23 protein-coding genes are annotated in these 20,339 nt (G+C 67.5%); 11 read left to right on the forward strand and 12 right to left on the reverse strand.

Annotation, left to right across the window (positions count from 1 at the left end):
- Positions 1-201: 201 nt before the first annotated feature.
- Genes TabM4_RS17050 through TabM4_RS17060 form a run of 3 tightly spaced genes read right to left on the reverse strand, consistent with a single transcriptional unit; the run spans position 202 to position 2,611 of the window.
- Positions 202-846 (reverse strand): HAD family hydrolase, encoded by a 645-nt coding sequence (locus TabM4_RS17050; RefSeq protein ID WP_434615074.1) that lies wholly within the window; start codon positions 844-846, stop codon positions 202-204.
- A complete protein-coding gene (gene rsmD, locus TabM4_RS17055) occupies positions 843-1,406 on the reverse strand; it encodes a 16S rRNA (guanine(966)-N(2))-methyltransferase RsmD (RefSeq protein ID WP_434615076.1) in 564 nt (187 codons plus the stop codon). The genes TabM4_RS17050 and rsmD overlap by 4 nt, the downstream gene beginning before the upstream one ends.
- On the reverse strand, positions 1,403-2,611 hold the full coding sequence (locus TabM4_RS17060; protein ID WP_434615079.1) for an NAD(P)/FAD-dependent oxidoreductase: 1,209 nt from the start codon (positions 2,609-2,611) through the stop codon (positions 1,403-1,405). Before TabM4_RS17060 ends, rsmD begins: the two co-directional genes overlap by 4 nt.
- 88 nt (positions 2,612-2,699) lie before the next feature.
- Between TabM4_RS17060 and TabM4_RS17065 the strand changes: the two genes are divergently transcribed.
- The 6 genes from TabM4_RS17065 to TabM4_RS17090 all read left to right on the forward strand — a co-directional run bounded on the left by TabM4_RS17065 (position 2,700) and on the right by TabM4_RS17090 (position 7,069).
- A complete protein-coding gene (locus TabM4_RS17065; RefSeq protein WP_434615082.1) occupies positions 2,700-3,188 on the forward strand; it encodes a peroxiredoxin in 489 nt (162 codons plus the stop codon).
- Positions 3,189-3,366: 178 nt separating this feature from the next.
- Positions 3,367-4,509 carry a lytic murein transglycosylase gene (locus TabM4_RS17070; protein WP_434615085.1) on the forward strand — a complete coding sequence of 381 codons (1,143 nt, stop codon included), beginning with the start codon at positions 3,367-3,369 and terminating at the stop codon, positions 4,507-4,509.
- A gap of 147 nt (positions 4,510-4,656) precedes the next feature.
- Positions 4,657-4,965, forward strand: a complete 309-nt coding sequence (locus tag TabM4_RS17075; protein ID WP_434615088.1) for a BufA1 family periplasmic bufferin-type metallophore — start codon at positions 4,657-4,659, stop codon at positions 4,963-4,965.
- A gap of 60 nt (positions 4,966-5,025) precedes the next feature.
- Positions 5,026-5,871 (forward strand): MNIO family bufferin maturase, encoded by an 846-nt coding sequence (gene bufB / locus TabM4_RS17080; RefSeq protein WP_434615091.1) that lies wholly within the window; start codon positions 5,026-5,028, stop codon positions 5,869-5,871.
- The gene (locus tag TabM4_RS17085; protein ID WP_434615094.1) at positions 5,855-6,604 is read left to right on the forward strand and encodes an HvfC/BufC N-terminal domain-containing protein; all 750 of its coding nucleotides are present in this window, start codon (positions 5,855-5,857) and stop codon (positions 6,602-6,604) included. Before bufB ends, TabM4_RS17085 begins: the two co-directional genes overlap by 17 nt.
- 3 nt (positions 6,605-6,607) lie before the next feature.
- The gene (locus TabM4_RS17090; RefSeq protein WP_434615097.1) at positions 6,608-7,069 is read left to right on the forward strand and encodes a DoxX family protein; all 462 of its coding nucleotides are present in this window, start codon (positions 6,608-6,610) and stop codon (positions 7,067-7,069) included.
- Here TabM4_RS17090 and map read toward each other — a convergent pair.
- On the reverse strand, positions 7,053-7,805 hold the full coding sequence (gene map, locus TabM4_RS17095; RefSeq protein WP_434615100.1) for a type I methionyl aminopeptidase: 753 nt from the start codon (positions 7,803-7,805) through the stop codon (positions 7,053-7,055). The two genes, TabM4_RS17090 and map, sit on opposite strands and share 17 nt — an antisense overlap.
- A gap of 77 nt (positions 7,806-7,882) precedes the next feature.
- A complete protein-coding gene (locus TabM4_RS17100; protein WP_434622139.1) occupies positions 7,883-9,550 on the reverse strand; it encodes a Y-family DNA polymerase in 1,668 nt (555 codons plus the stop codon).
- Between the two features lie 180 nt (positions 9,551-9,730).
- Between TabM4_RS17100 and TabM4_RS17105 the strand changes: the two genes are divergently transcribed.
- On the forward strand, positions 9,731-10,168 hold the full coding sequence (locus tag TabM4_RS17105) for a c-type cytochrome (RefSeq protein WP_434615102.1): 438 nt from the start codon (positions 9,731-9,733) through the stop codon (positions 10,166-10,168).
- Between the two features lie 75 nt (positions 10,169-10,243).
- Here TabM4_RS17105 and TabM4_RS17110 read toward each other — a convergent pair whose 3' ends face one another.
- Positions 10,244-10,627 carry an I78 family peptidase inhibitor gene (locus TabM4_RS17110; protein WP_434615105.1) on the reverse strand — a complete coding sequence of 128 codons (384 nt, stop codon included), beginning with the start codon at positions 10,625-10,627 and terminating at the stop codon, positions 10,244-10,246.
- A gap of 94 nt (positions 10,628-10,721) precedes the next feature.
- Between TabM4_RS17110 and TabM4_RS17115 the strand changes: the two genes are divergently transcribed.
- From TabM4_RS17115 to TabM4_RS17130, 4 genes are all read left to right on the forward strand, one after another.
- Entirely contained in the window at positions 10,722-11,858 is a 1,137-nt protein-coding gene (locus TabM4_RS17115) for an S-(hydroxymethyl)glutathione dehydrogenase/class III alcohol dehydrogenase (RefSeq protein WP_434615107.1), read from the forward strand.
- 30 nt (positions 11,859-11,888) lie between these two features.
- Positions 11,889-12,359: a Cys-tRNA(Pro) deacylase gene (gene ybaK / locus TabM4_RS17120; RefSeq protein WP_434615110.1), complete on the forward strand. Its 471-nt coding sequence runs from the start codon at positions 11,889-11,891 to the stop codon at positions 12,357-12,359.
- Positions 12,360-12,416: 57 nt separating this feature from the next.
- Complete coding sequence (locus TabM4_RS17125) at positions 12,417-13,169, forward strand: NYN domain-containing protein (RefSeq protein ID WP_434615113.1); 753 nt, start codon at positions 12,417-12,419, stop codon at positions 13,167-13,169.
- Positions 13,170-13,352: 183 nt separating this feature from the next.
- On the forward strand, positions 13,353-14,396 hold the full coding sequence (locus TabM4_RS17130; protein ID WP_434615116.1) for an LLM class flavin-dependent oxidoreductase: 1,044 nt from the start codon (positions 13,353-13,355) through the stop codon (positions 14,394-14,396).
- Between the two features lie 148 nt (positions 14,397-14,544).
- On the opposite strand, the gene TabM4_RS17135 is transcribed toward TabM4_RS17130, so the two are convergent.
- The 6 genes from TabM4_RS17135 to rsfS all read right to left on the reverse strand — a co-directional run bounded on the left by TabM4_RS17135 (position 14,545) and on the right by rsfS (position 20,160).
- Complete coding sequence (locus tag TabM4_RS17135; RefSeq protein WP_434622140.1) at positions 14,545-15,027, reverse strand: RNA pyrophosphohydrolase; 483 nt, start codon at positions 15,025-15,027, stop codon at positions 14,545-14,547.
- 38 nt (positions 15,028-15,065) lie between these two features.
- Positions 15,066-16,415, reverse strand: a complete 1,350-nt coding sequence (locus TabM4_RS17140; RefSeq protein WP_434615119.1) for a S41 family peptidase — start codon at positions 16,413-16,415, stop codon at positions 15,066-15,068.
- A gap of 7 nt (positions 16,416-16,422) precedes the next feature.
- Complete coding sequence (locus tag TabM4_RS17145) at positions 16,423-17,556, reverse strand: murein hydrolase activator EnvC family protein (protein WP_434615122.1); 1,134 nt, start codon at positions 17,554-17,556, stop codon at positions 16,423-16,425.
- The gene (gene gpmI, locus TabM4_RS17150) at positions 17,553-19,070 is read right to left on the reverse strand and encodes a 2,3-bisphosphoglycerate-independent phosphoglycerate mutase (protein WP_434615125.1); all 1,518 of its coding nucleotides are present in this window, start codon (positions 19,068-19,070) and stop codon (positions 17,553-17,555) included. Before gpmI ends, TabM4_RS17145 begins: the two co-directional genes overlap by 4 nt.
- 239 nt (positions 19,071-19,309) lie before the next feature.
- Complete coding sequence (rlmH, locus tag TabM4_RS17155) at positions 19,310-19,780, reverse strand: 23S rRNA (pseudouridine(1915)-N(3))-methyltransferase RlmH (RefSeq protein ID WP_434615128.1); 471 nt, start codon at positions 19,778-19,780, stop codon at positions 19,310-19,312.
- A gap of 5 nt (positions 19,781-19,785) precedes the next feature.
- Positions 19,786-20,160 carry a ribosome silencing factor gene (rsfS, locus tag TabM4_RS17160; protein ID WP_434615131.1) on the reverse strand — a complete coding sequence of 125 codons (375 nt, stop codon included), beginning with the start codon at positions 20,158-20,160 and terminating at the stop codon, positions 19,786-19,788.
- Between the last annotated feature and the right edge of the window lie 179 nt (positions 20,161-20,339).

Consider the following 20,339-nt stretch of genomic DNA (forward strand, 5'->3'; position numbering starts at 1 on the left):
CACCGTCACGCCCGGACCCGATTTCTGCGTGCAGAAATCGTCGCGAAATCTGCGTCAGATTTCGCCCCCGGCAGAAAGCCCCGGCGCAACCCTGTGCGCCCACGCACCCTTAACCACGATTCCGCCCGCGAACCTGCCCGGATTTGTATGAACACTTTGCGGCACAGTTTGCGGCACAGGGTCCGGCACGGTCGTTTCCCGCTAAACCCCCAGCAGCGCAGGCAATTCCGCCATGTCGTTAAACAGGATCGCCCCCTCGGCCGCCAAAGCCGCATGCACACCTTTCGGCGCATAGCCAAAACAGCGCATCCCCGCCAACCGCGCCGCCCGCGCCCCCGCCGCGCTGTCCTCGATCACCACGCAAGCGCCCGGCGCAACCCCCAACTGCCCCGCCGCATGCAGGTACAGGTCAGGCGCGGGCTTGGGCCGCCCCAGCGCCTGACCGGAATACAAATGCCCCCGGAACCGCCTGATCAACCCGTGCTGACCCAGCGTGATCTCCATCTTCTCCGGCGTCCCGTTCGACCCCATCGCATAGGGAATCCCAGCGAAATCAAGCGCATCCAGCACGCCCACGATGCCGGGGATCAGCGGCACCGATGCCCGCAGCATCGCATACATCCGCTCGTAGAAATCGCCGACCCAATCCTCCGGCAACCGCGCCCCATTGGCCCGCGCCTTCTCGGCCACCGTCTCCACCGTCCCGCCGATATAGTCGGCCTCGAGGTCCGCGATGGTCAGCGTAAGCCCGTACTTCTCCAGATCGTCCCGCACCATGACCAGCGTCGGATGCTCGCTGTCCACGACCACCCCGTCACAGTCGAAGATCACGGCGGCAGGTCTCATTCCCCTGCCCTAAGGATCGTCACGACCGTATCGCCATAGGCCCTTTGGTCAAGCATTTCAAACCCTTGCGGCGCAATAGGCGCAACCCCCTCCTCCCAGACGACCAACGCATCGGGGGCAATCCACCCCCCCTCGACACAGGAGGCCAGCGCCTTCTCCCCCAGCCCCATCCGATACGGGGGGTCCAGAAAAACCAGCGAATACCCCGCCCCCCGGTTCGGCCCCATCCGCGTCGCATCCCGGCGCCAGACGTCCGTCACCCCCATCGCCCGCGTCAGTTCGATGTTCCGCCGCAAAAGCGCCCGCGCCGCCGCCCCGTCATCGACGAAAGCCACCCGCGCCGCGCCCCGCGACAGCGCCTCCAACCCCAAAGCCCCGGTCCCCGCGAACAGGTCCAGCACCCGCGCGCCCGTGATCGGATCGCCATAACCGCCATTTATCAACAGGTTGAAGATCGACTCCCGCACGCGGTCCGACGTCGGGCGCAGATGCGCCTTCGCATCCCCCTCGCCCACGGGGGCAAGGTGCAACCCGCGAAACTGGCCGCCGATGATCCTCATGCCTTGAGCAGACCCTTCAACTCGACGGACACATCCCCCACCACCTCCGGCGCGGGGGATTTCCCCATCTCGATCAAGCGCTTGCCCACCATGTAGGCGCGGCTGTCATTCATCGCATCCACCGCCAGCAACTCCGCCCCGCGATAATACCAGAAGGACACCGCCTCCCCCTCGCCCTTGCGGGTGACGATGCGGTCATAGCCCGTATTCAGCCCCGCGATCTGCAACTTGCAATCGTACTGATCCGACCAGAACCAAGGCTTGGCCTCATAAGCCCTTCCAGCGCCAAAGATATTTTCCGCCACCGCCTCTGCCATGTCGATGGCGTTCCCCACCGATTCCAGCCGCAGCCGCCCCCCCTTCCACGGGAAAGACGCGCAATCCCCCGCCGCCCAGACATGCGGGGCCGAGGTGCGGCCCATCTCATCCGTGGCAATCCCGTTGTCGATCACGATCCCCGCCGCTTCCGCCAACCCCGTCGCAGGCACGATCCCCACCCCCGCGATCACGAAATCCGCGGGCAGATCCCGCCCGTCCAGCAGGCGGACACCCGTCACCCGCCCTTCGCCCAGCAACCGCTCAAGCCCCGTGGACTCAAGGATCTTCACCCCATGCGCCCCGTGCAGCGCGCGGAAGAAGTCCGACGTCTCGGGCGCCGCCACCCGCTGGAGGATGCGCGGCGCCATCTCCAGCACCGTCACATCCAGCCCCAGCTTGGCCCCCACCGCAGCCGCCTCCAGCCCGATATAGCCGCCCCCCACGATCACCAGCCGCCGACCGCTGACGAACTCGCCCCGCATGGCATCCACATCGGCCAGTGTCCGCACCGTGTAGACCCCGCCCAGATCACCGCCCACCGCCGCAGGCAGACGTCGCGGCACCGACCCGGTGGTCAGCACCAGCTCGTCAAAACCGACCGCCTCGCCCCCCACCGTCACCACCCGGGCAGCGGTATCGATGCCTTCGACCTTCGCCCCCAGCCGCAGGCTAATCCCTTGATCCGCATAGAATTCCGCCGACCGCAGCCACAGCCGCTCCTCCTCCATCTCGCCCAGCAGATAGGCCTTCGACAAAGGCGGCCGCTGATAGGGCGGCGCGGATTCCTCGCCGATGATCGTCACCTGACCGGCAAACCCCAGCGCCCGCAGCTTCGCCGCACAGGCCGCCCCGGCCTGCCCCGCCCCCACGATCACCACATGCGCCATATCCCGCCCCCCGTTTGCATCTGGCCGAAGCCCGGGCCGGACCCTATATCTGCGGTCACGTGAAACGCAACGACACGAGGGACGAAGAATGACGATTTCCGCAGGCCAGACGCTGCCCGATGCCACGCTGATCCGCATGGGCGATGGCGGGGCTGAATCGGTTTCCATCTCGGCACTGACCAAGGGCCGCAAGGTCGTGATCTTCGCCGTGCCGGGCGCTTTCACCCCCACCTGCCACTCCGCCCATGTGCCCAGCTTCATCCGCACCAAGGATGGCTTCGCCGCCAAGGGCGTGGACGAGATCGTCTGCGTCTCGGTCAACGACCCATTCGTGATGAAGGCGTGGGGCGAGTCGACCGGGGCCGCCACCGCGGGCATCACTATGCTGGCCGACGCGGACAGCAGCTTCACCAAGGCGATGGGCCTCGCCTTCGACGCACCGCCGGTCGGACTTCTGGCGCGGTCCAAACGCTATGCGCTCTATGCCGAGGATGGCGTGGTCAAGCAGCTCCATCTGGAAGAAAGCCCCGGCACCTGCGAAATCTCGGGTGGCGAGGCGCTGCTCAAGGCGATCTGATGGCGGGGCGGGGTTACCCCCGCCCTACGTCTTCACAAAGGGGCGGGCGGGTTCCAACCCGCCCGCCCCTTTCATCCGGCAGGCATCCGCCGCCTTTTTCGCTAGATGTCGTCAACCTATTGTGAATGCAGGGGAAGGACGGCACAATCACTGGCATTTCCACTTTGTGAGTAGAACCGTGCAGATCGACCGTCGCACCTTCGGATTTGGCCTCATGGGCCTTGGCCTCTCCGCCTGCGCACCCAGCCTGCCGATGGTGGGGCGCAGCAGCCCGCAGCCGCTGCCGGATGACCTGCGCCCCGTGCCCAACGCCGCCTATGACGCCTGGGTCGCCGCCTTCCGCGACCGCGCCGCCGAACGCGGCATCTCGCAACCCACCCTTTCCTCGGCCTTCCGCACCGCGGGCTTCCTGCCCGGCGTCGTCACCCGCGACCGCAACCAGACCGAAACCTCCCGCAGCCTCGAGGATTACCTTTCCATCGCCGTCTCCGACGAACGCGTCGCCAAGGGCCGCGCCGCCTTTGCCGCCAACCGCGCCCTTCTGGCCGACCTGCAATCCCGCTATGGCGTGGATGCCGAAATCATCTGCGCCATCTGGGGACTGGAAAGCTTCTACGGCGAAAGGCGTGGCGAGATCTCGGTGATCTCGGCCACCTCCACCCTCGCCTTCGATGGCCGCCGCGGGGCCTTCTTCGAACAGCAACTGACCGCCGCGCTCCGCATCCTGCAGAATGGCGACATCCCTGCGGCCCGCATGACCGGAAGCTGGGCCGGAGCCATGGGCCATACCCAGTTCATGCCCACCTCCTATCTGGAATTCGCCGTCGATTACACGGGCGACGGGCGGCGCGACATCTGGTCGGACGATCCCACCGACGCACTGGCCTCCGCCGCCGCCTATCTGCAACGAAACGGCTGGACCCCCGGCCTGCGCTGGGGCGGCGAGGTGGGCGGCAACGCCCCGGCAGGCACCGTCATCCAACCGCAGGCAGGCGGCCCGCAATTCGCCACCACCGCGAATTTCCGCGTCATCAAGCGCTACAACAACTCCGATGCCTATGCCATCGGCGTGGGCCATCTGGCCGACCGCATCGCAGGCGCAGGCCCCCTGCGCGGCAGCTTCCCCCCCGATGCCAACGGTCTGACCAAGGCCGACCGCATCCGCCTGCAGGAACGCCTCACCGCCCGCGGCTTCGACACGCAGGGAACCGACGGGGTGATCGGCCGCAACACCGAAACCGCCATCCGCGCCTTTCAGGCCGCGCAGGGCCTGCCCGTCACGGGTCAACCCTCGCAGGCCCTGCTGCAAAGCCTGCGCTGATCCCCCACCGCCTTTCCGCAGCCCCCCGACGCCCCCTCGATCGCTTCACCGCTTCACGAAGGCGCGAGCGGTGTAATGCCATGCCTCTCTCCTGCGAAGAGCCTCGTGAAAGGCAGTTCAGCCTTTCCGTCCGACATGGAGATTGACATGACTGCTACCACTTCCCGTCTGGTTCTCGGTGCCTCCCTCGCCTGCGCCCTCGGCGCCATGGCCGTGACGCCCGTCATGGCCGAAGACATGGAAAAATGCTTCGGCGTCGCGCTTGCCGGGCAGAACGACTGCGCCGCCGGTCCCGGCACCACCTGCGCCGGAACCTCGAAGGTCGACTATCAGGGCAATGCGTGGAAACTGGTCCCCGTCGGCACCTGTGTCACGATGGAACTCCCCGCGGGCGAGGACGGCATGGCCCGCTCCGGCTCGCTCGAGGCGCTGGAACGCGACGTCCCGCAGGCCTGAGGCCACTGTCGGCGCGCGGGTGACCGCGCGCCCCTCCCCCCAAGTCGACAGGACCCCGCCATGCTGCCGCCCCTGCCCGGTGTGGGCTTCAAGCCCGATCATTTCACAGCCATCCGCGCCAATTCCGCCGGGATAGGCTTTTTCGAGGTCCATGCCGAAAACTACCTCGGCGCGGGCGGCCTTCCCCATGCCCAGCTTGCCGCCCTGCGCGCCGATCACCCGCTGTCCATCCACGGCGTGGGCCTCTCCATCGGCGGCAACACAGGGCTGGATGCAGCGCATCTCGACCGTGTCAGCCGCCTCTGCGACCGCTATGAACCCGAAAGCTTCTCGGAACATCTGGCATGGTCCAGCCACGGGGCGGAGTATCTGAACGACCTCCTCCCCCTGCCCTATACCGAGGAAACGCTGGCCCTTGTCTGCACCCATGTCGATCAGGTTCAAACGGCCCTAGGGCGGCGGATGCTGTTGGAAAATCCGGCCACCTATCTGCGCTTCGCCCAATCCACCATCCCCGAGACGGAATTCCTTGCCGAAATCGCCCGCCGCACCGGCTGTGGCCTGCTGCTCGATGTGAACAACGTCTTCGTCTCCTGCACCAATCACGGCACCGATCCGCGCCAATGGCTCGCCGCCTTCCCCCTGCATCTGGCCGGGGAAATCCACCTTGGCGGCCATGATGCCGAAGACCTGCCCTCCGGCCCCCTCCTGATCGACAGCCACGGCGCGCCCGTGGCCGATCCCGTCTGGGCGCTCTATGCCGAGGTCATCGCCATCGCTGGCCCCCTGCCCACCCTCGTGGAATGGGACAACGACCTTCCCGCATGGCCCCTCCTCGCCGCCGAAGCCGCCCGCGCCGGTGCCATCCTCGCAGAAGGAGGGTCGCGCCTTGCTCGCGCATCCTGACTTCCTCGCCACCTTCGACGCCGCCCTGCGCGGCGGTCCCCTGCCCGCAGGCCTCATCGCCCGCGATCCGGCCGAGGTCGAACGCCGCTTCGCCGTCTATCGCAACAACGTCGCGGTCAGCCTGACCGAGGCGCTCGCCACCCGCTTCCCCGTCATCCGCCGCCTTGTGGGCGAGGCCTTCTTCGCCCCCCTCGCCCGGCTCTATGCCGAGACAGAACCGCCCCGGTCCCCGGTTCTGGCCGAATGGGGCGAAGGCTTTGCCGCATTTCTCGCGGGCTTCCCCCCGCTCGCCGCCTATCCCTACATGGCCGATGTGGCGCGCATCGAGGTCGCGCGCGGGCGGGCCTTCCATGCCGCCGATGCCGCGCCCATCTCCCCGGCCACTCTGGCCACCGCCGATCCCCACCGCCTCCGCCTGACGCTCCACCCTTCCGTCACCCTGCTGCGTCTGTCCCATCCCGCCGTCTCCATCTGGGCGCGCAACCAACCGGGCGGCGAGAGCCTGCCCCTCGCCACCGGCCCCGAAACCGCCCTGATCCTGCGCGACGCCGCCTATCAGGTCCCCGTCCACGCCCTTTCCCCCGGCGACGCCACCTTCCTCGACGCGCTCCTTGCCGGCCACCCCCTTGGCCCCGCCGCCGAAGCCGCGCTTGCCGCACAGCCCGACCACGACCCCCAGCCCCTGCTTGTCCTGCTGATGCGCTCCGGCGCGATCACCAACGCCACGGAGTGACCGATGCCCCCCCTCGCCGCGCTCAACACCCTGCTCGCCCGCATCCCCGAAGCCCCGGTCGCCCTCCTGCTCCGGGTCTTTCCCGCCCTCGTCTTCTGGCAATCCGGCCAGACCAAGGTGGAGGGTTTCGCGATCAAGGACTCCACATGGTTCCTCTTCGAACATGAATACGCGCTGCCGCTCATCCCCTCCGACCTCGCCGCCGTGTTGGCCACGCTGGCCGAACATCTGCTGCCCGCCCTGCTGATCCTCGGCTTCCTGACGCGGCTTTCGGCGCTCGGCCTCATCGCGATGACGGCCGTCATCCAGATCTTCGTCTATCCCGACGCATGGATGACCCACGGCCTCTGGGCCGCGCCCCTGCTGGCCCTCGTGGCGCGCGGTCCGGGGGCATGGTCGCTCGACCACCTCCTCCACCTCGACGGCCCGGCACGGGCGAGGGGGGCACTTACCCCGGCAGGGTGACGATGATCGGCCTTTGCCGGGTCGTGACGACCGTATGCTCATACTGCACCACCGGCGCCTCGGGGCGGCTGAACAGCGTCCAGTCGTCCCGCCCGCCGGATACAGCCCAGCGCCCTCCGCGCGACAGGAACGGCTCTACGGTCAGCACCTGCCCATCCTGCAGCCGCCGCGTATCGCCGCGTGTCGGCCATGTCGGAATCTCCTCCGGCTCCTCGTGCAAGGCCCTGCCGACTCCATGGCTGGCAAGGTTCCGGATCAACGTATAGCCGCGCAGCCGCGCAAAGCGCCCGATGGCATTCCCGATGCCCGCCAAGGGCTTGCCATGACCCACCTCGGCAATTCCCGCGGCCATGGCAGCCCTGCCATCGGCACAAAGCCGCTGCACCGGACGCGACACCGGACCCAGACAGAAGGTCGCGCCGGTATCTGCAAAGAACCCGTCCCGCGATGCGGACACGTCGATGTTCACAAGATCGCCCAAGGCCAGCCTGCGGTCGCCCGGTATGCCATGCGCGATTTCCTCGTTCACGCTGATGCAGGTGAAGCCCGGAAACTCATAGGTCGCCTTCGGAGCGGAAACCGCCCCTTCCCGCTCCAGCAACGCCCCGCCGATTGCGTCCAGTTCCGCCGTCGTCATGCCCGGCTCCATCGCCCGTGCCATGGCATGCATGGTGTTGGCGACGATCCGGCCGATCCGGCGCAACCCCTCCAGCTCATCCTGATGCGTGATCGTCATTCCATCTCTTTCCAAGCCGGGCAAAGGGAACCCCGTCGATAGCACGGAAAACCCCTCCCGTCCCGCAGCTTTCCTCCTCACTCCGCCCCGTGACAGAACCACCCCCCCGTCACATCCGCCCCATGGGCGAAGAACAGCCACAGCCGCTCGCCCCCCTCCGTCTCCACCCGCCAGTAATCGCGCGGTCCCGTCCGCCAGTCGGGATCGTCCAGCCACCATTCCGGCGCAATCCGCTCCGGCCCCACGGCGAACCGCGTCACCATCTCGCGCCGACGCCAGCGGAACCGCGCGGGGGGCGTCGGGTCATCCTCCGGCGCGCCCAAGGGTTCGGGGCGGAACAGCACCATGGGCCGCCGCGCCCCCTGCCTCGGCCATTCCCCCACGAAAGGCTGCGACCATGCCGCAGCCAGCACCTGCGCCGCCTTCTCCGGCACATGGCTCTCGCCCGGATGGAACCGCGTCACCGCCTCCGTCCCCAGCCGCACCCCCAGCTTGCCGATCAGATCATCCAGCCCCCCATCCTGCGGCACGGGCGCGCCCCCCGAAACCGAAGGGCTGCGATGCTGCACCGGGGCCAGCCGCTCCACCGCCACCGCCTCCAGCCGGATCATGTCGAAACCGAACCCCGCCTCCAGATCCGGCAACTTCATCGCCAGCAGCGGCCGTATCCGGTCCTCCCGGTCCGAGGCGCGGGCCAGCCCCACCTCGGCCACCTGCACCGCCCCGTCGCAGCGAAAGGCCTGCAGCCTCACCCGCCGCGCGCCATGACCCTGCCTGCGCAGCCGCGCGCAGACCACGGGCAAAAGCCGCTCCACCGCCGCCTCCACATCGGCCAGCAACCCGATGGGCTCCGGCAGGCTGATCCGCGCCGCGAAATGCAGGGGCGCGCCCGCGGGCGTCACCGGCTCGGGCTCCAGCCCCAGCGCCTGATCCAGCCGCCGCAGGACACCCGCCCCGAACCGCCGCGCCAGCGCGGCCCGCGGCAGTACCGCCAGATCCTCCACCCGGCGCAGGCCCAGCCGCACCAGCCCCTCCACCACCTCCGGCTCCAGCCGCAGCGCCGCCACCGGCAAGGGTCCCAGCGCCTGCCGCATCTTCCCCTGCGGCGCGATCACCCCGCGCGGCCCCGCCCCCGCGCCATCCGCCCCCGTCACCGGCAGCGTCCCGCCCCGCTCCCATCCGCGCCGCTTCGCCGCCCGCGACCGCGTCGCATGCGCCTCCTGCTGGATGGCATCGCCGCTGCGATGCACAGCCACCCCCTGCCCCGCATGGCGCGACAGCGCCCAAGCCGCCCCCGGCGTATCGGCAATCGCCGCCCGCAGCGAAAGGCCAAGCGCTTCGCAATCCGCCTCCACCTGCGCCAGCAGCGCCGCCTCGCCACCGAACAGATGCGCGCAGCCCGTCAGGTCCACCACCAGCCCCGCCGGCGGCTCCTCCGCCACCCATGGCGAGAACTTTCCCACCCAACGGCGCAACCGCGTCAGAAAGGCCGCCTCCGCCGCCGGATCGGCGGGCACCGTCGCCAGTCGGGGGCACATGGCCGTGGCATCGCGCAGGGGCTGGCCCACGGCCACCCCCGCCGCCTCCGCCGCCTGCGACAGCGAAACGATCACCTGCGCCCCGTTGCGATCCGCCACCACCGCCAAGGGTCCCGACAACCCCGCCATGCCCGTACGCGACAGGCGCAGCACCCGCTCCGCCGCCAATCGCGGAAACCACAGCGAAAGGATGCGGCGGCGACTCATGTCCATCCATTTGTTCCCTATTTGTTCCAAAACTTGCGCAATATCCGCGCCCTGTCCAGCCGATACCCCCAACTTTCCGTGATCACGACGAATTCAGGCGGAAGGGTCGTGACAACGTCACTTACCCGCGTCACCCTGACGCATCATAGTCACCCGACATTTCCAGCAGGGAGCCAGAGAATGAAACTCGCCGCAAAAGCCCTTGGCCTTGGTCTCGCGATGATCGCGGGCGTGGCCATCGCCGCCGAAGCAACCGACCCCACCGTCAAGGCCCGGCAAGAGCTGATGGATGTCATCGGCATGAACACCGGGATCCTCGGCAAGATGGCCGGGGGCGAGAATGCCTTCGACGCCGCCGCCGCCGAAGGGGCCAAGGCCGCCCTCGCTGGTGCCGCCGCCGAGATCGCCGCGAAATTCGAACCGCAGGCCAATGATCCGAAATCCACCGCCAAGGCGGAAATCTGGACCAACTGGGATGACTTCGTGAAGAAGGGCGACGCGCTCAAGGCCGCCGCCGAAGGCATGGACGCCACCACGCTGGAAGGCGTGCAGGCGGGCATGGGCGCCATCGGCGGCTCGTGCAAGGATTGCCACACCGCCTATCGCATCCCCGGCTGATCCACGGCCCGGAAGAGCCTATGCAAAAGGCCCCCGCGCAGGTTGCGGGGGCCTTCTTCCGTTACGGGGCCTGGGTCACCCGCAATTGACGCGCGAGATGCGGCCCATCCGGTCCACCTCGAAATTCAACCGCTCCGGGTTGTAATCCATCGTCACCGCCGTGTCGGGATAGATCACCCGCACCGGCTTGTTGAACCGGATCGCATCCAGATCGCGCGCCGGCGCGCCCACCAGATATTGCAGGTCCAGCGCGCCGCACTGATTCACGCCACCCGCCCCGCCACCGGGGATGCCGGGCGCGGGTGCCTCCACCGGCACACAGGCCGAAGCCGCCAGAACCAGACCCAGCGCCGCCGTCACCTTCGCAAGCTTCCGCATCGTCTCACTCCCGTTCAGCCGGATGGTCCCGCCATCCACAGCCCCACCCTTCCCCCGCAACCCGCCCGTGACAAGCCGCACCGCCGCAAACCGGCAAACACCCGCCGTTTCCCGCGTTGCATTTCCCGCCCCTTTCCCGCAGCTTGCCCCCAAGCATACGAATGGGAGGATACCAATGCGCACCCGTGCCGCCGTCGCCGTCGCCGCCGGAAAACCGCTGGAAATCATGGAAGTGAACCTCGACGACCCCAAGGAAGGCGAGGTCCTGATCGAGATCAAGGCCACCGGCATCTGCCACACCGACGAATTCACCCTCTCGGGTGCCGACCCCGAAGGCATCTTCCCCTCCATCCTCGGCCATGAAGGCGCGGGCGTCGTGGTGAAATGCGGCCCCGGCGTCAAGACGCTGAAACCCGGCGACCACGTGATCCCGCTCTACACCCCCGAATGCCGCGAATGCCCCTCCTGCCTCTCGCGCAAGACGAACCTCTGCACCGCCATCCGCGCGACCCAAGGGCAGGGCCTGATGCCCGACGGCACCACCCGCTTCTCCATGCTCGACGGGACGCCCATCTATCACTACATGGGCTGCTCCACCTTCGCGCAGCACACCGTCCTGCCGGAAATCGCCCTCGCGAAAGTCCGCGAGGACGCCCCCTTCGACAAGATCTGCTACATCGGCTGCGGCGTGACCACCGGCGTGGGTGCCGTGCTGAACACCGCCAACGTCGAGGCTGGCGCCAAGGCCGTCGTCTTCGGCCTCGGCGGCATCGGGCTCAACGTGATCCAAGGCCTCAAACTGGCCGGTGCCGACATGATCATCGGTGTCGACATCAACGACGACAAGGAAGAATGGGGCGAACGCTTCGGCATGACCCATTTCGTCAACCCGAAGAAACTTCCAGAAGGCATGACGGTGGTCCAAGCCATCGTGGACCTGACCAAGACCCCCTTCGACAAGATCGGCGGGGCCGATTACAGCTTCGACTGCACCGGCAACGTCAAGGTGATGCGTGACGCGCTGGAATGCACCCACCGCGGCTGGGGCCAGTCCATCATCATCGGCGTGGCCCCGGCAGGCGCCACCATCGAAACCCGCCCCTTCCAGTTGGTCACGGGCCGCGTCTGGAAAGGCACCGCCTTCGGCGGCGCGCGCGGCCGGACGGATGTGCCGAAGATCGTCGACTGGTACATGGACGGCAAGATCGAGATCGACCCGATGATCACCCATGTCCTGCCGCTGGAGCGCATCAACGAAGGCTTCGACCTGATGCATGCGGGCAAATCGATCCGCGCGGTCGTGGTGTTCTGAGGAATGGCGGGGTGAACCCCGCCCTACGTCATGGCTGAAACACCCGGAACCAAGGCGCTGAAGGCCAAGGGGGTGGAGTTCACGCTCCACCCCTATGACTACGACCCGCGCGCCGATGCCGTGGGCCTCGCCGCGGCACAGGCCCTGAACCTCGACCCCGGCCTCACACTCAAGACGCTGATGGTGGAGGTGGACGGCAAACCCGCCTGCTGCGTGATCCCCTCCGACCGCCAGTTGTCGATGAAGAAGGTCGCCACAGCCTTCGGCGGCAAGTCCGCGGCCATGATGCCGCCTCCCAAGGCCGAGAAACTCACCGGCTACAAGGTCGGCGGCATCTCCCCCTTCGGCCAGCGACGCCCCATCCCCACTGCGATCGAGGCCACCGCCACCACTGCCGGAAGGGTCTGGATCAACGCAGGCCAGCGCGGCCTCCTCCTCGGCATCGCACCCGCCGATGCGCTGGCCGCCATCCCCGCCATCGCTGCCCCCCTCATCGCCTGACCTTTCCCCTTTCCCTTCCCCGCACAAAGGCGCACCCTAGGGAAAAAGGACAACCCGATGCCCGAACCCCGCGCCCCCCGCCTCTGCGTCCTGATCGACGCAGACAACGTCCCCTCCGGCTATGCCGAAGCGATCTTCGAGGAAATCGCCTCCCTCGGCGAGGCCTCGGTCCGCCGGATCTATGGCGACTGGTCGGCCCAGCGCCTTGCCGGATGGGCGAAAAAGGTCGCCGCCCTCGGCCTCGTCGCCGATCAGCAATTCTCCAACACAAAGGGCAAGAACGCCTCCGACATCGGCCTCGTCATCGCCGCGATGGATTTCCTCCATTCCGGTCTCTTCGACGGCTTCGTCCTCGTCTCCTCCGACAGCGATTTCACCCGCCTCGCCGCGCGCATCCGTGAACAGGGGCTCGATGTCTACGGCATCGGCGAAAAGAAAACCCCCGAAGCCTTCCGCATGGCCTGCAAACGCTTCATCTATGTCGAAAACCTCGGCGCGGCGGAGGACATCCCCGAACCCGCGCCCACCCGTGGCACGCCCAAAGCCGAACAGCCCGACACGCCCAGGCCCGGCACGAAAGAGGCCCCCGCCAAGGCGATCCCCTTCATCATCGCCGCCATGCGCGCCATCGACCCCGATGCGGAATGGTATTCGCTGGGTCAGGTCGGCCAGTTCATCACGCAGGTCACACCCGACTTCGATACCCGCACCTATGGCAGCGCGAAACTCTCCGACCTCGTCCGCAAGATCAGCCGCTTCGAGGTCCGCCCCGGCCCCGGCGGCCAACTCCAGATGCGCGACGTGGCCTGACAAAGCCGCCCCCCTTCATCCGTTCTTCAAATATCCCACGGGGGTCCGGGGGTGTGAAACCCCCGGTCCTGCCGCCTCCACCCGACCTGAACCTGCACGCATGCGCACGAAACCTGCACCCATGCAGGCTTCCGCCGCACCGCCTGCTCACCTATCTTCCGCCCAAAGCGAAAGGAGACCGCCATGCAGGTCGAACTCGGACTCGACACCTTCGGCGACACCACGCTCGGCCCCGACGGCAAGCTGAAACCGCATGACGCGGTGCTGCGCGAAGTCGTGGAACAGGGCATTCTTGCCGATGAACTGGGCATCCACTTCCTCGGCATCGGCGAACATCACCGCGCCGACTTCTCCGTCTCGGCCCCCGAAGTCGTGCTGTCGGCCATCGCCGCGCGCACCTCGCGCATCAGGCTCGGCTCGGCGGTCACGGTTCTTTCCTCCGATGACCCGATCCGCGTCTTCCAGCGTTTCTCCACGCTCAACGCCATCTCGAACGGCCGCGCCGAAGTCATCCTCGGTCGCGGCTCCTTCACCGAAAGCTTCCCGCTCTTCGGCTACGAACTCGAAGATTATGAACTCCTCTTCGAAGAGAAGCTCGACCTCTTCGCCCATCTCATCCGTGACGAGGCCGTAAACTGGTCCGGCCAGACCCGCCCCCCGCTGGTCAACCAGCGCGTCTATCCGACCCTCGGCCCCGGCATGCAGGTCTGGGTCGGCGTCGGCGGCAGCCCGGAATCCGTGGTCCGGGTGGTGCGCCACGACCTGCAACTGATGCTCGCCATCATCGGCGGCGACCCGCGCCGGTTCAAACCCTATGTCGACCTCTATCACCGCGCCTGCGCCCAGATGGGCCGGACGGTCAAACCCGTCGGTATCCATTCCCCCGGCCACATCGCCGCGACGGATGACCTCGCCGCCGAACAGCTCTGGCCGCATTACAAGGCCATGTTCGACCGCATCGGCGCCGAACGCGGCTGGCCCCCCGTCACCCCCGACCGCTTCATGGGTGAAATCACGCATGGCTCGCTCTATGTCGGCAGCCCCGAAACCGTCGCGCGGAAGATCGCGAATGCCGTCACCGCCCTTGGCGTGACGCGCTTCGACATGAAATACGCCACCGGCCCGATGCCGCATGGCCAACTCTGCGAAAGCCTGCGCCTCTATGGCGAAAAGGTCATCCCCATGGTGAAGGACATGGTCGCAGGCAGCAAGGTGGCGGCACAGTAACCGCCGGGATGGGCCTCGGCCATGTCTCCGACAGGACACCCGTCCCGGGCTCGACCCGGGACCTCCCGCCCAGCCCCTGCCATCGCCGGAAGCAGAGTCCCGGATCAAGTCCGGGGCGCGCGCGGCCTATGGGTTTCACCCCGCCCCGTCACGCCGCGAGGTGCGGCCGAAAGGCCGCAACCACCTCTTCATAGACCTTCCGCTTGAAGGGCACGATCCCGGCCACCATCTCCTCCGCCCCGATCCACCGCCAGCGCGAGAATTCGGGATGCTCGCCGTCGATCCGCACCTGATCATCCGCCCCAAGGAACCGGAACAGGAACCACTTCTGCCGCTGCCCCCGGTATTTCCCGCCCCAGACCTTGCCCAAGAGCTCGGGCGGCAGGTCATAGGTCACCCAGCCCTCCGTCTTGGCGACGAATTCGACCAGATCCTCGGTCACCCCCGTCTCTTCCCACAACTCCCGCAGCGCCGCCTTTCGCGGCTTCTCTCCCTCGTCGATCCCGCCCTGCGGCATCTGCCAGGCGGGGCTTTCGGAGTCCCGCCGCTGGCCCGCGAAGATCTCGCCCTTCGCATTGATCAGCACCACGCCCACGCAGGGGCGATAGGGAAGCGTCTCGGCATCCACCATGGCAAACCGGACCGCCCGTTGACGGGCGGCCCCTCCCCTCACTCGGCCGCCGGGGCGGCAACCGCGTTCAGACCGCGCAGGATGTCCACCGCATAGGCCAGTTGGTAATCCTCGTCGCGCAGCGCCGCCGTCTCCTCGACCCGTGCCCGCTCCTCCTCCAGCAGCTTGCGCTCGTCCTCGGTCATCGAATCGTTCGAGATGCTCCCCCGCAGATCCGCCTCCGACTGGGGCTGACGCGCGGCGCTCGTCTCCCCTTCACCCTCGGCAGGGGCGGCCGGCCGCGCCGGCTGGTTCACCACGATATCCGGCATCACGCCCAGCGACTGGATCGACCGGCCCGACGGCGTGTAATAACGCGCCGTCGTCAGGCGCATCGCGCCATCGCCCCGCAGCGGCACCACCGTCTGCACCGATCCCTTGCCAAAGCTCTTGGTCCCCACGACGATCGCCCGCCGATGGTCCTGCAAGGCGCCCGCCACGATCTCCGAGGCCGAGGCCGACCCGCCGTTGATCAGCAGGACGATCGGCTTGCCCTCGGTCAGGTCGCCGGGCGTCGCGTTGAACCGCTCGCCATCCGCCGCCTCGCGCCCACGGGTCGACACGATCTCGCCCTTTTCAAGGAAGGCATCCGAAACGCTGATCGCCTCGGTCAGCAAACCGCCCGGATTGTTCCGCAGGTCGATCACGAACCCATCCACGTTCTCCATCCCGCCCAGTTCCTCGACCGACTTCTTGAACTCCTCCTGAAGCCCCGGCGTCGTCTGGTCGTTGAAGGTGGTGATCCGCAGCACGACCGTATTGCCCACCACGCGGCTGCGCACCGCCGTCACCTTGATCGTGTCGCGGATGATCGACACGTCGAACGGCTCCGCCACACCCTCGCGCACCACCGTGATGATGATCTCCGATCCGACCGGACCGCGCATCATCTCCACCGCCTGATCCAAGGTCAGGCCCAGCACGCTTTCGCCATTCACATGGGTGATGAAATCCCCGGCCTCCATCCCCGCCGCATCGGCAGGCGTGCCGTCCATCGGTGACACGACCTTGACGAAGCCCTCTTCCTGCGTGACCTCGATCCCAAGGCCCCCGAACTCGCCCCGCGTCTGCACCTGCATGTCGTCGAAGTCATCGGGCGCCAGATAGCTGGAATGCGGGTCAAGGCTCGTCAGCATCCCGTTGATCGCGGCCTCGATCAACTCCTTGCTGTCCACCTCTTCCACATATTGCGACCGGATCCGCTCGAAGATGTCACCGAACAGGTCAAGCTGCTGATAGACGTTCTCGTTCCGCTCGGCCTCCTGCGCGATCAACGGCCCGGCCACCTGCGTGGTCAACAGAACCCCGGCCACCGTGCCGCCCAGCGCGGCCATCACGAACTTCTTCATCTCGGTCTCATTCCCTTCCTTCGGCGAACCATGGTTCCGGGTCCACCGCTTCGGCACCCTGCCTCAGTTCCAAGTAAAGCGTTTCCGTATCGCGCGCGCCACCGCCATCTTCCGACGCCGCAAGCATGTCTGCAAGTTCCGGTTCGGGTCCGCCCATCAATCCCAGCGGTGCCCCCTGTGCGACAACCTCGCCCACCTCGCCATAAACCGTCCCAAGCCCCGCCAGAACCAGAAGATAGCCGCCCCCCGGCTCCACGATCATCACATTTCCGTAGTCGAGCAGCGGCCCCCGATAGCGGATCGTCGCAGGCCATGGCGCCGTGACCAAGGCACGCGGCCGCGTGGCCAGCGTCAGGCCGGGCCGCCGCACGCCCGCCGCATCGGCCTCCCCCGCCCGCCGCAGGATCGTCCCCATCACGGGCCATGGCAGCCGTCCCTGCGCGCTGGCGAAATCCTCGGCATCGGCATCGTCCGGGGCAAGGCCGCTCGCAAAGGCCTCCAGCGTATCGGCGCTGTCCAGAAGCCCGCGCAAAACCTCCGGGTCCTCGGTGAACCGGCGCGGCAATTCCGTCCGGTCACTGATCGCCTGCGAAAGCGCCGTCCGCGCCTCCTGCGCCGCGCCAAGGCCGCGCGCCAGCGTCTCGCCCGCCGCCTCCTGCAGGGCGCGCAGATCGCGCATCTCCTGCAACTCGCCGCGCAACCGGTCAGCCTCGGCCTGCAGCGCCGGGGTCACATCGGCCATCATCATGCCCGACCGCACTGTTCCCACCGGCCCCGTCGGATGCAGCAGAAGCAAGGGCCCCGGCTCCGCCTCAAGCCGCCCCAGCACCCCCACCAGCCGCGCGATCCTGTCCCGCTCGGCGTTGAAGCGCAGCGAAAGCTCCGTCTCGCGCAGCGAGGCCTGCCGCAGCGCCTCGCGCAGCGCGGCCAGACCATCCTCATAGGCCCGGATCGTCTGCGTCAGCGCGGCCACGCGATCCCGCGCCGACTCCGCCTCTTCCATCGCCGCAACCGCCGCCTGCAGGTCCGCACTCGCCTCGGCCGCCAGTTCCGCCGGGGTCGCCGCAAGGCCGGGCGCAAGGCCAAGCCCCACGATCAGCCCAAGCACGGGCAAAGGCCAAAGGGCGGCGCGGCGCGTCATGCGATCAGGCTCGCCCCCGTCATCTCCTCGGGCTGCGGCAATCCCATCAGGTGCAGCACCGTTGGCGCCAGATCGGCCAGCCGCCCCTGCCGCAACCGCGCGCCCTCCGGCCCGCCGAACAGCATCACCGGCACCGGATTCGTCGTATGCGCCGTATGCGGCCCGCCCGTCACCGGATCGACCATCATCTCGCAATTCCCGTGATCCGCCGTCACGATCATCGCACCGCCACACTCCGCCAAAGCCGCGACCGCATCGCCCAGACAGGCATCCACCGCCTCGCAGGCCCGCATCGCAGCCTTCAGATCGCCGGTATGCCCCACCATGTCGGGATTGGCGAAATTGACCACGATCAGGTCATAGCCCTTGCGGATCGCCCCCACCAGCGATGCCCCGACCTCCGGCGCGCTCATCTCGGGTTGCAGGTCATAGGTCGCCACCTTGGGCGATTTCGGCATCAAACGGTCCTCGCCCGCGAAAGGCTCCTCCCGCCCGCCGTTCAAGAAGAAGGTGACATGCGGATATTTCTCCGTCTCGGCCAGCCGGAACTGCGTCCGCCCCTGCTTGGCCACCCATTCGCCCAGCGTGTTCACGATGGACCGCTTCGGGAAGGCCGTCGCCATGAAGGCATTATGCGCGTCGGAATATTCCACCATCCCCAACAGGGCCGACCAGTTCGGCCGCGCCCCCGGATCGAAGCCATCGAACCCCGGCTGACCGATCGCCGCCAGAATCTCCCGCGCCCGGTCCGCCCGGAAGTTCAGGCAGAACAGCCCGTCCCCGTCCCGCGCGCCGCGGTATCCACCGATCACCGTAGGCGCCAGAAACTCATCCGTCTCACCCTTGGCATAAGAGGCGGTCACAGCCGCCACCGCATCCGCCGCAGCCTCCCCTTCACCCCGCACCATGGCGGCATAGGCACGGCTCACCCGCTCCCACCGGTTGTCGCGGTCCATCGCCCAATAACGCCCGATCACCGTCGCCACCCGCGCGCCCACCGGCAGCTTCGCCACCAGTTCCGCAACGAACCCCTCGGCGGAAGACGGCGCCACATCCCGCCCATCCGTGATCGCATGCAGCCAGACCGGCACGCCCAGCGCCGTGATCGCGCGGCATGCGGCCAGCACATGGGCGACATGCCCATGCACCCCGCCATCCGACACGACGCCCATCAGATGCGCCGCCCCACCCGCCGCCTTCACCTTGGCCGCGAATTCCCCCAGGGCCGGATTGGCGGCAAAGGACCCGTCTTCCACCGCCAGATCGATCGCGCCAAGGTCCATCGCCACCACGCGCCCCGCGCCGATATTGGTATGCCCGACCTCGGAATTCCCCATCTGCCCCGAGGGCAGGCCCACATCCGGCCCATGGGTGATCAGCGTGGCCTTCGGGCAGGTCGCCCAGAGGCGATTGAAATGCGGCACATCGGCCTGCGCGGGCGCATTGCCCTCGCGCGTTTCGGAAAGCCCCCAGCCGTCAAGGATGCACAGCACGACAGGCTTCGGAACGCTCATGGCAAGTCACCTCTTCTTCGTCTTGCCCGTTCAATACCGCCCACGGCCCCGGCGGGCAACGCACCGCATCGGCCCATCCGCAGTTTTCACGAATCAGGGCGTTTCGTTCACCTTAACGGGTCGTGGCAGCACCGTGCGTATGCACAGTTTGCGGCACAGATTACGGCACCGCTTCCGGCACGTTCGATTTCGCGAAATGCATCCGGTAAACGCAGCGTTCCCAAGGGCTTGGCTGGCAGTCACACCCGGTGATAGGGACCACCCGCCAGAATATTCGCCGCCCGATACAACTGCTCGGCCAGCATCACCCGCACCAGCATGTGCGGCCAGACCATCCGCCCGAAACTGATGGAAAAATCGGCCCGCGAACGAAGCGACGGCGCAATCCCGTCCGCCCCCCCGATGACAAAGGCCACATCCTGCCGCCCCGCATCCCGCCAGCGCGCCAGTTCGGTCGAAAATTCGGGCGAAGACAAGGACTTGCCGCGCTCGTCCATGGTCACGACAAAGGCCCCGCCCGGAATGGCGCGCGACAGCAATTCCGCCTCCGCCTCCATCCCGCCGCCCTTGCGATCCTCGACCTCATGCTCGGTCAGCGGGCCAAGGCCAAGCGCCCTCCCCGTCCGGTCGAACCGCGTCACATAATCGTCGACAAGGTCACGCTCCGGCCCCGCCCGCATCCGCCCCACGGCGCAAAGATGCACCCGCACGGGCCTTACGCCCCGCGATGGGCGCTTCCGGGAAGCCACATCTTTTCAAGCTGATAGAACTCGCGCACCTCGGGCCGGAAGACATGGACGATCACATCGCCCGTATCGATCAGCACCCAGTCGCCGGTCTCCTTGCCTTCCATCTTGGAGGCAACGCGGAACTCCTGCTTCAGCCGGTCCACCAGCTTTTCGGAAATCGCCGCCACCTGCCGCGACGACCGGCCCGAGCAGATCACCATGTAATCGGCAACATCCGACCGCCCGCGCAGATCAATCTGCACGATATCCTCGGCCTTGTCGTCATCGACGGATTTCAGGACGGCGGCCAGAATCTCTTCGGACGTATAGGTAGGGGCATTCGCCGTGGCGCTCTCGCTCATGCGCGGCGCCCTCGGCCCGACCGGAAGCCCGGTCGCTGGGTCAGAATGAGACAGGACATCGTCCTCCAGAAGTTGCACGCCGCAAGGCCCCGGCGCAGGGATTTGCAAAGGGTATCACCGCGCCGCCAGTATCTCAACGGCACGCGAAGCGCGCGCGATACAGGCAGGGGATGAAAAAC

The organism is Tabrizicola sp. M-4, assembly GCF_051132405.1.
GTDB lineage: Bacteria > Pseudomonadota > Alphaproteobacteria > Rhodobacterales > Rhodobacteraceae > Paragemmobacter.

Excerpts from the sequence above, each read along its gene's own strand:
- TabM4_RS17050 (WP_434615074.1), bottom strand. The coding sequence starts at position 846 with ATGAGACCTGCCGCCGTGATCTTCGACTGTGACGGGGTGGTCGTGGAC.
- rsmD (WP_434615076.1), bottom strand. The coding sequence starts at position 1,406 with ATGAGGATCATCGGCGGCCAGTTTCGCGGGTTGCACCTTGCCCCCGTG.
- TabM4_RS17060 (WP_434615079.1), bottom strand. The coding sequence starts at position 2,611 with ATGGCGCATGTGGTGATCGTGGGGGCGGGGCAGGCCGGGGCGGCCTGT.
- TabM4_RS17065 (WP_434615082.1), top strand. The coding sequence starts at position 2,700 with ATGACGATTTCCGCAGGCCAGACGCTGCCCGATGCCACGCTGATCCGC.
- TabM4_RS17075 (WP_434615088.1), top strand. The coding sequence starts at position 4,657 with ATGACTGCTACCACTTCCCGTCTGGTTCTCGGTGCCTCCCTCGCCTGC.
- bufB (WP_434615091.1), top strand. The coding sequence starts at position 5,026 with ATGCTGCCGCCCCTGCCCGGTGTGGGCTTCAAGCCCGATCATTTCACA.
- TabM4_RS17090 (WP_434615097.1), top strand. The coding sequence starts at position 6,608 with ATGCCCCCCCTCGCCGCGCTCAACACCCTGCTCGCCCGCATCCCCGAA.
- map (WP_434615100.1), bottom strand. The coding sequence starts at position 7,805 with ATGACGATCACGCATCAGGATGAGCTGGAGGGGTTGCGCCGGATCGGC.
- TabM4_RS17100 (WP_434622139.1), bottom strand. The coding sequence starts at position 9,550 with ATGAGTCGCCGCCGCATCCTTTCGCTGTGGTTTCCGCGATTGGCGGCG.
- TabM4_RS17105 (WP_434615102.1), top strand. The coding sequence starts at position 9,731 with ATGAAACTCGCCGCAAAAGCCCTTGGCCTTGGTCTCGCGATGATCGCG.
- TabM4_RS17115 (WP_434615107.1), top strand. The coding sequence starts at position 10,722 with ATGCGCACCCGTGCCGCCGTCGCCGTCGCCGCCGGAAAACCGCTGGAA.
- ybaK (WP_434615110.1), top strand. The coding sequence starts at position 11,889 with ATGGCTGAAACACCCGGAACCAAGGCGCTGAAGGCCAAGGGGGTGGAG.
- TabM4_RS17125 (WP_434615113.1), top strand. The coding sequence starts at position 12,417 with ATGCCCGAACCCCGCGCCCCCCGCCTCTGCGTCCTGATCGACGCAGAC.
- TabM4_RS17130 (WP_434615116.1), top strand. The coding sequence starts at position 13,353 with ATGCAGGTCGAACTCGGACTCGACACCTTCGGCGACACCACGCTCGGC.
- TabM4_RS17135 (WP_434622140.1), bottom strand. The coding sequence starts at position 15,027 with ATGGTGGATGCCGAGACGCTTCCCTATCGCCCCTGCGTGGGCGTGGTG.
- TabM4_RS17140 (WP_434615119.1), bottom strand. The coding sequence starts at position 16,415 with ATGAAGAAGTTCGTGATGGCCGCGCTGGGCGGCACGGTGGCCGGGGTT.
- TabM4_RS17145 (WP_434615122.1), bottom strand. The coding sequence starts at position 17,556 with ATGACGCGCCGCGCCGCCCTTTGGCCTTTGCCCGTGCTTGGGCTGATC.
- gpmI (WP_434615125.1), bottom strand. The coding sequence starts at position 19,070 with ATGAGCGTTCCGAAGCCTGTCGTGCTGTGCATCCTTGACGGCTGGGGG.
- rsfS (WP_434615131.1), bottom strand. The coding sequence starts at position 20,160 with ATGAGCGAGAGCGCCACGGCGAATGCCCCTACCTATACGTCCGAAGAG.